5 protein-coding genes and 1 pseudogene are annotated in these 8,124 nt (G+C 59.8%); 3 read left to right on the top strand and 3 right to left on the bottom strand.

Annotation, left to right across the window (positions count from 1 at the left end):
• From JFT80_RS09775 to JFT80_RS09765, 3 genes and pseudogenes are all read left to right on the top strand, one after another.
• Positions 1-92: pseudogene (locus tag JFT80_RS09775) on the top strand (paraquat-inducible protein A); the annotation flags it as partial.
• The gene (locus JFT80_RS09770) at positions 79-702 is read left to right on the top strand and encodes a paraquat-inducible protein A (RefSeq protein ID WP_201147713.1); all 624 of its coding nucleotides are present in this window, start codon (positions 79-81) and stop codon (positions 700-702) included. The pseudogene JFT80_RS09775 and the gene JFT80_RS09770, both read left to right, overlap by 14 nt.
• Positions 695-2,998 (top strand): intermembrane transport protein PqiB, encoded by a 2,304-nt coding sequence (locus JFT80_RS09765; RefSeq protein WP_201147712.1) that lies wholly within the window; start codon positions 695-697, stop codon positions 2,996-2,998. Before JFT80_RS09770 ends, JFT80_RS09765 begins: the two co-directional genes overlap by 8 nt.
• 106 nt (positions 2,999-3,104) lie before the next feature.
• On the opposite strand, the gene mksF is transcribed toward JFT80_RS09765, so the two are convergent.
• From mksF to mksB, 3 genes are read right to left on the bottom strand one after another with little or no spacing between them, the layout of a single operon-like run.
• Positions 3,105-5,945 carry an Mks condensin complex protein MksF gene (gene mksF, locus JFT80_RS09760; protein WP_201147711.1) on the bottom strand — a complete coding sequence of 947 codons (2,841 nt, stop codon included), beginning with the start codon at positions 5,943-5,945 and terminating at the stop codon, positions 3,105-3,107.
• Positions 5,942-6,643: an Mks condensin complex protein MksE gene (gene mksE, locus JFT80_RS09755; RefSeq protein ID WP_158836229.1), complete on the bottom strand. Its 702-nt coding sequence runs from the start codon at positions 6,641-6,643 to the stop codon at positions 5,942-5,944. The genes mksF and mksE overlap by 4 nt, the downstream gene beginning before the upstream one ends.
• Positions 6,633-7,925, bottom strand: a complete 1,293-nt coding sequence (gene mksB, locus JFT80_RS09750) for an Mks condensin complex protein MksB (RefSeq protein WP_201147710.1) — start codon at positions 7,923-7,925, stop codon at positions 6,633-6,635. The genes mksE and mksB overlap by 11 nt, the downstream gene beginning before the upstream one ends.
• Between the last annotated feature and the right edge of the window lie 199 nt (positions 7,926-8,124).

The following is an 8,124-nucleotide window of genomic DNA, read 5'->3' as shown; positions in this document are numbered from 1 at the left end:
TGTTGTTGATACAGGTCTGGTTGGAGGTGGTGATGTCGCCGCATCAGATCTGGCAGGCGTTATCAGGAGAGGATGCTCATGCGGGCGATTGATGCGGGCATTCTGATTTGTACCGAATGCCATGAATTGAATAAACAGGAAGCGGATACCGACGAGCAGACCTGCACCCGCTGCGGTGCACTGGTTCACGCTCGCCGACCCAATAGTCTGGGCCGAACCTGGGCACTGCTGATCACCGCAGCGATTATTTATATCCCGGCCAACGTGTTGCCAATCATGACTGTCAGTTCTTTGGGGCAGGGTGATCCGAGTACGATCATGTCCGGTGTGATCCAGTTGGTACAGCACGGCATGATTCCGATTGCGGCCGTGGTGTTCATCGCCAGTATTCTGGTGCCGACTTTCAAACTGGTTGGCATCGCATTGCTGCTGTTTTCGGTGCAGCGGCGTCAGCCGTTGTCTGCACGCCAGCGTATCTGGATGTACCGCTTCATCGAGTTCATTGGCCGCTGGTCGATGCTCGATATATTTGTGATCGCCATTCTGGTGGCGGTGGTCAACTTCGGCCGGCTTGCCAGTGTCGAAGCCAATCTTGGCGCCATCGCCTTCGCCAGTGTGGTGATTCTGACGATGCTTGCTGCAGTAACTTTCGATCCCCGACTGATTTGGGATAACACGGAGTCGGACGACGACCATGACTGAATTGCCCGTAGCGAAAACCCGACCGGCCTCTAACTGGTCCGCCATTTGGGTCCTTCCCTTGATCGCGCTGATTATCGGCGGCTGGCTCGGCTGGCGTGCCTATTCCGAAACCGGTATCGAGATCCAGGTGCGCTTTGAAAGTGGTGAAGGCATCCAGGCCAACAAGACCGAGGTCATGTACAAAGGCATGTCGGTCGGTAAGGTCAAGGCGCTCAAGCTCGACGATGAAGGCAACTCCAAAGGGGTGATCGCCACCATCGAAATGAACAAGGACGTCGAGCAATACCTCAAGACCAGCACACGCTTCTGGCTAGTCAAACCGAGTGTGACCCTGGCCGGTATCACCGGTCTGGAGACATTGGTTTCAGGTAACTATGTGGCCATCAGCCCAGGTGAGGGCGAGCCGGTACGCAAGTTCAAGGCACTGGCCGAAGAGCCGCCGCTGTCCGACGCCAAACCTGGCCTGCACCTGACCATCAAGGCTGATCGACTGGGTTCGTTGAACCGTGGCAGTCCGGTGTTCTACAAGCAGATCAAGGTCGGCCAGGTCAAAAGCTACCTGCTTTCCGAAGATCAAAGCACGGTTGAACTCAAAGTCTTCATTGAGCCGACCTACGCCAAACTCGTGCGCAAACATACACGCTTCTGGAACGCCAGCGGCATCAGCATCGACGCCAATCTCTCCGGGGTAAAAGTGCGCAGCGAGTCCCTGGCGAGCATCGTTGCTGGCGGTATCGCCTTCGCTACGCCGGAGAACCGCAAAGACAGTCCGCCGACTGATCCAAGCCTGCCGTTCCGTCTCTACGAGGACTTTGATGCCGCCGCTGCCGGCATTCGCGTGAAGGTCAAACTCAGCGACTTCGAAGGGCTCCAGGCTGGCCGCACGCCGGTAATGTACAAAGGTATTCAGGTCGGCAATATGAAAGCGCTGAAGATCGACCCTGATCTGACGGCGGCCACTGCCGAGCTGACCCTTGACCCGCTGGCCGAGGATTATCTGGTCGATGGCACTCAGTTCTGGGTGGTCAAACCCTCGATTTCCCTCGCTGGCATCACCGGTCTGGAAGCGCTGGTGAAGGGTAACTACATCGCCATACGCCCCGGCGACAAGGGGGCAGCGCCGCAGCGTGAATTTGTCGCAAGACCCAAGGCTCCGCCTCTGGACCTGCGCTCACCCGGGCTGCACCTGGTCCTGTTTACCGAGAACCTCGGCTCGCTGGAAGTGGGCAGCCCGATTCTCTACAAGCAGGTGAAGGTCGGTTCGGTCCAGAGCTATCAATTCTCCAAGACTCGTAAACAGCTGGTGATTGGCGTTCACATCGAGAAAGAATATGAAGGCCTGGTCAATGCCTCCAGCCGATTCTGGAATGCGAGTGGCGTTACCCTCACGGGTGGGCTGACGGGTGGCATCCAGGTCAAGAGCGAGTCACTGCAAAGCCTGATGGCCGGTGGTATTGCTTTTGAGACCCCGGAAGCCAAGGCGCCGCTGCAAAAGCGTATCCCTCGGTTCCGCCTGTTCCCCAGCCACGACGAGGCCAACCAGAAAGGCACCCTGGTCACCATCAAGGTCGACCGCGCCGACGGTCTGCGCACCGGCACTCCTGTGCGGTTCAAGGGGCTGGATGTCGGCAAGATCGAGGACGTTGATCTCACCGATGACCTGCAGTCCGTGGTGCTCACCGCGCGAATTACCGAAGTGCCGGAGCGTATTGCCCGGGTCGGCAGTCAATTCTGGGTGGTCAAGCCGGAGCTGGGTCTGATCAAGACCGCAAACCTTGAAACCCTCGTGACCGGTCAATACATTGAGGTGCAGCCCGCGCCGAAGAGCCTGGGCCCGCAGAAGAGTTTCGTGGCCTTGTCCAGCCCGCCGGAAATAGCCAAGGTGGAGCCTGGCTTGAGCCTGGTGTTGAGCGCGGCTCGTCGAGGCTCGTTGAAGATCGGCGTGCCGGTCACCTACCGGGAAGTGACGGTAGGCAAGGTGACGGGGTACGAGTTGGGGCAGACAGCGGATCGCGTGCTGATCCACATCCTGATTGAACCCAAGTACGCGCCGCTGGTGCGCAGCGGTACGCGGTTCTGGAACTCCAGCGGTTTCGGATTCGACTATGGACTGTTCAAGGGAGCGACGATGCGCACCGAGTCTCTGGAAACCCTGATTCAGGGTGGCATCGCGTTCGCCACCCCGGATGGCGAGCGCATGGGTAACCCTGCGAGAGCGGAACAGACATTCCCCTTATTCGATAAGTTCGAAGATGAATGGCTGACCTGGGCGCCGAAGATCGCGATCGGTAAATAAATATCGGCGGCGGTGCTCGTGATGAGGCCCTCGCATTCGCCCAGCAGCTCGGACAAAAAAGGCCGCGGTCCATTGGATCGCGGCCTTTTGTCTGGATCAGGCAGGATCAGACTGCATCCAGCTCCGGTTCATCGGCTGCCACATTGACCACAGGCTTCACTTCATCGTGACGGCGAATGTACTTCCAGTCCGCCTCGTCGATGTAAATCCCCGCCGGGCCGCTGCCGCCCTCAAGGTCGATGGCGACACTGGCGCAAACCTGCGGCTTCACACTCGCCAGAATCGGCACGAAGCCCAATTGCAGACTGGTTTCCAGCAATGCTGCCTGGTTCTTCTCATCAATGTCCGCCGCTTCGTCGAGGTAATACGGCAAACGCACGCGGCCGGCCAGGTCGCGATCCATCAAGTGCAGCAACAAGTACATGTTGGTCAGCGCCTTGATGGTCATGGTCGTACCGTTGGACGCCGCGCCATCGATGTCGGTGTGGATCACCGGCTGGCCATTGACCTTGGTGATCTCGAACGCCAGCTCGAACAAGTCCTTGAGGCCGAGCTGGTTGTGGTTCGCCGCCACCAACCGCGCCAGGTATTCCTTGGCCTCTTCGTTCTTGTTGTCCTGTTCGGCGCTCTGGCTGAGGTCGAACACCGACAGGGTTTCGCCTTCCTCGTATTGACCGGCGCTGTGGATGATCTGGTCGATGTGCTTGAGCGCTTCCTTGTTCGGCGCAAGGACGATACGGAAGCTCTGCAGGTTGGAGACCTGACGCTTGTTGATCTCGCGGTTGAACAGCGCCAGTTGATGCTCAAGGCTGTCGTAGTCGCTACGGATGTTACGCAACGTGCGAGCGATATCGGTGACCGCCGCGCGACGGGCCTTGCCCAGCGTCAGCGCTTCATCGGTGCGGTGCGCGTAAGCGTTGATCAGCAGTGACAGACGGCGCTCCATATCGTCTTCGCTGTCGAACTTGGCCACGCCTTTGAGACGTACCTGCGCGTAGAGCGCTTCGATCTGACCATCGGCGCGGAGCAAGCCTTGCCAGCTGTCCTGATAGTCGTTGAGCAGCGGCAGCAGATTGTCCATCGAATCGTCGACCGGATCCATGAACGGCGTACCGAACGGCAGGTCCGCCGGCAACAGCTGACGGCGGCGCAGCGCATCGTCGAGGGTGCGTTGCTTGGCTTCCATATCGGCGATCTGCCGGCCGACCAGTTGCAGCTTGGCCGACAGTTGCTGGACGCGCTCGGTGAAGGCATCGCTGGAACGCTTGAGTTCATCCTGCGCGCCTTCCATCTGTGCCAGTTGCTCGAGCTTGTCGCCTTCTTCAGCGCTCAGGGTCTGCGTGCGACGGAAGTCTTCCAGGGCTTTCTGCGCATCCAGCACTTGTTGATACAGCGCTTCGGTCTGGGTTTTGCTCGCGGCGCGGTCGGCGGCTACAGCCTGCTGAGTTTTCAGCTGCTTGAGCTCTTTTTCCAGACGCTCTTTCTGATCACGCAGCGCGGCACGGTCGGCCAATGCTTGCAGGGCTGGAGGCTCGATATTGGAGATATCGATCGACAGGCCCGGGACTTCGAAACGCTCACCCTTGAAGCCATCAAGAATCAGCTCGACCGATTTCACCCACTCGCCATCGTCGTCGAGGGTGATGCCGTGTTCGCCCAACGGCAGGCTGAACAGTGCGCTGTTGAACAGGCGCATCAGGCGTTCGACGTCCTGTTGCGAAAACTCTTCGCGCAGGCGGGCGTAGCTGTTGTTGTCAGCGTGATCGAGTTGCTGCTTCACCGACTTCAGGCGTTTTTCCAGATCGCGCAGGCGCTCTTCCAGATCCTCGGCGCTGAATTGACGCGATTGCGCCAGGGCACCGGCCAGTTCGTCGTGGGCATCTTTGGCCGCGAGCAATTGTTGCTCCAGCACTTTGACGTCGTCGACCAAAGCAAAGCGATTCTTCAGGACCGACAGTTCGCCGAGCCAGCGCTGAATACCGGAAATTTCCCGTTCCAGACGCATCAATTCCTGAGTGCCACCGCGCTGATCGTTTTGCAGGCTGTCCTGCTCGCCACGGTAGTGGTCGGCCTGGATGGTCAGCTCTTCCTTGCGCGCACTGGCATAGTCCGACCAGGTGCCGAGCAACGAGTCGAGCAGCGGCGACAGTCGATGCAGTTTGCCGCGCAGGATATTGCGCTGGGTCACGCCGGCCGCCAGGGCTTCGACCAGCGGGCCGGCAGCGACCAGCGAGTTATAGTCCTGCTCCATGCGGCGTACGTCGCGGAAGGCTTCTTCGCACGCGGCGATGTAATCGACGCTGCCGGAACGCAGGCTGTGTTCGAAGGCATCGAGGAACAACTGCTTGAGCTTGGCCGCAGTGATTTCGCGCATGTGCAGCAGGTTGATGAACAGCGCACGGAACGTCTTCAGGCTTTGTTCGCTGGTGGAGCGCAGTGGAATCAGGGTCAGGTCCAGCGGAATCGATGTGTGACCGCCCACCAGCAAGCGACGCAGTTCATCCGGCTTGAGTTCGTAGGCTTTCAGGCCCTCGCGCTCAAGGTTGGTGAACAGCTCTTTCTGACGCAGGCAGGTGTCATTCTTCTGGTAGTGCGCCAGGTCCAGTTTGCCGGCATAGGCAAAGAACTGGTGACCAAAACCACCACCCGGGCCGCGACCCACCACGCCGATTACGTGCGGGCCATGGGGCAGGGACACTTCAACGAGGATGTAACTGGTGTCCGAGGCGAAATAGAAGCGCCGGGATTGTTCCAGGCTGTACTTGCCGAAACTCATGTCCGACATGCGCGCCAGAATCGGGAACTGCAACGCGTTGATCGACGCCGATTTACCGAGGTTGTTCGCGCCGTAAACCGACAACGGCTCTTCCAGCGGGAACAGGCCGAGGCTGTAACCGGCGGTGTTCAAAAGGGCAAAGCGGCGGATGCCGTAGCGTTCCTGGCTCATGCGTCGGACTCCTGTTCTTCGGCAATGGCGCGGGCCAGTGCGTCTTCTTCGCTTTCTTCATCGAATTCGGTGAGATCCAGCGGATCGTCGGTTTCGAGGAATTTGGCCTCGGCTGCTTCGTCGATCAGCACTGGCGCCGGAAGCGGCAGTACGCTGTGCACGCTGGCCGCCAGATCGCGGTCTTGCTGCACCGACAGGCAGACGTCGAGGAAACGGTGCATCGGCGGCAGGAAACGGTAGACGCCGTTTTCTTCGCCAGCGAAACCCAGTTGGGTCATGCGGCGCATGATCTTTTCTTCGAGTTCTTCAACCGTTTGTACTTCGGCCTGAATGAACAGATCGCGGTATTTTTCCAGCAGCGATGGCAACTCTTCGCGGCCGAGGCTACCGCCATCGAGCACGGCGATCGGATCGCGGCCCTGATCGGCCAGATGCTCGACAAGGATGAAGGTGAACAGCGCCAGACGCTGGGCAGTCTTGTTCACCGCTGCGGCAGCCATGTCCGGTACGAAGTAATAGAAGCCACGGGTGTCGCAGACCAGTTCAAAACCCAGCGCCTTGAACAGCGTGCGGTATTGATCCTGGAAATTCGACAGTTGCGCGTACAGCTCCGGGTCGCGGCGGCTGACGTGGTAGCCCTTGAACAGCTCGCGGAAGATCGGCGCGAGTTGCGACAGTTCGGAAAGATCAAGTTGCATTTGAAGTACCTGCAGAGAGGGCGCTCGCAGAATCCTCGGCGGCACTGGCGCTGGCCGAGAGCAGGGCGAAGGAGCGCAGGCTGACCTGGTGCTCGTGAGTGTGATATTCGCGGCGTTCCAGACGCTCGCGCTTGAAGCGTTTTTCCCGCGACAGGCGCGAGAACCAGTACAGCAATTCGTCGGTGGCGCCGTCCGGCTCCTGTTCCAGCAGCCAGGCCATCAGGTCCGGCATCGGCAGGGCGTCTTCGCAGCGTTCAAGCATTTCGCGAACGGTACGTGGCGCACGCGGGGCTTCGCCTTTCTGGGTTTTGTGAGCCTTGGGAAAACGCGCCGGTTTCGGCTCGAAACGGGCCAGTGCGTACACGTACGCTTCGACCTGGCTGGCGCTGCCAAGGAAGGTGCTTTGCGGGCGGGTGAACATTGGCATGGCCGCTTGGGGGACCGCGTCCAGGCCTTTGCGCCGGATAGCCGACAAGGCCAGCGCCGCGCCACGGGTCACGGCATTGTGCCGACGGGCCTCTTCACGCAACGGCAGGAGCAGTTCGCGGGCGTGGCGCAGGGTCAACTGGGCGCTGGTCTGCATTTCGAGGATGCGCGCGTGGGTACGCAGGAGCATGTCGTCATCGACCAGATGGCCGAGGCGCTGCTGCTCGCTGAGCATCTTCAGCAATACGGTTTCGACCTTGCGCACGCCTTGTTCGAAAGCGCCGTCGGCGTTCACCAGATCGATCATCGGCTCGACGTATTCGTCCCACGTCGCCAGCACTTCAGCGTAACGCTGACGCAATGGAATCTGCCGGTCGCTGGTCTTCGCGCGTTCGGCGACGGCCACCAGCGCCTGTTCGTCGTTGTCGAGCTTCTTCAACACGTCACGCACGCGCATGTCGAGCAGGCGCAACTGGCGGGCGAGGTCGTGGCCGTCGCGGATGTCGAACGCGTCCTGGATGTAACCGGCCAGACGCTCGAGGTGGCGCAGATAGGCTTCGATTTCCAGGCACAGGCCCAGCCGGTGCTCCCTGCGCAGGTACGCGAGGAAGTCGTGGATCTGCGCGTTCAGCTCGAAACGGTTCGGGCTTTTCGCCACCGGAATCAGAATGTCGAGGCGAATCCACACGTCGAGCAGGCTGGTGATGTCCTGCGGCGTGCTGTCCAGTTGTTGGGCGGCCAGTTGCGTGCGCAGTTCGTTGAGGCTCAATGTGCCTTGGTCGAAGTGCTCGCACAAAGGCTCCAGAAGCGCCCAGTGTTCAGCGAGGGCGCGCAAGACGCGCTTGGGTTCGATCATCGGAATGCCCGGCTGGTTGGCAATGAAAAGCGGCGATTGTACTGCATCGCGCCCATTGCGATTAACTCTCGGGACGGACAGTCGGCTTTCTGTCGATCAAGCGCGGGCGATCTTGCGAGAAGGGCGGTAGAATCCACGCACTTTAGTTATCCACAAGTGGCCGACCTTTGCTTATCGAGTCCCGTCGCCGCGCTTATTT

It is taken from the genome of Pseudomonas sp. TH10 (assembly GCF_016651255.1).
GTDB lineage: Bacteria > Pseudomonadota > Gammaproteobacteria > Pseudomonadales > Pseudomonadaceae > Aquipseudomonas.
Note: the sequence above shows the minus strand (reverse complement) of the source record. Positions and strands in the feature narration are given on the sequence as shown.

Coding starts and splice junctions, on each gene's coding strand:
- JFT80_RS09770 (WP_201147713.1), top strand. CDS start 79: ATGCGGGCGATTGATGCGGGCATTCTGATTTGTACCGAATGCCATGAA.
- JFT80_RS09765 (WP_201147712.1), top strand. CDS start 695: ATGACTGAATTGCCCGTAGCGAAAACCCGACCGGCCTCTAACTGGTCC.
- mksF (WP_201147711.1), bottom strand. CDS start 5,945: ATGAGCCAGGAACGCTACGGCATCCGCCGCTTTGCCCTTTTGAACACC.
- mksE (WP_158836229.1), bottom strand. CDS start 6,643: ATGCAACTTGATCTTTCCGAACTGTCGCAACTCGCGCCGATCTTCCGC.
- mksB (WP_201147710.1), bottom strand. CDS start 7,925: ATGATCGAACCCAAGCGCGTCTTGCGCGCCCTCGCTGAACACTGGGCG.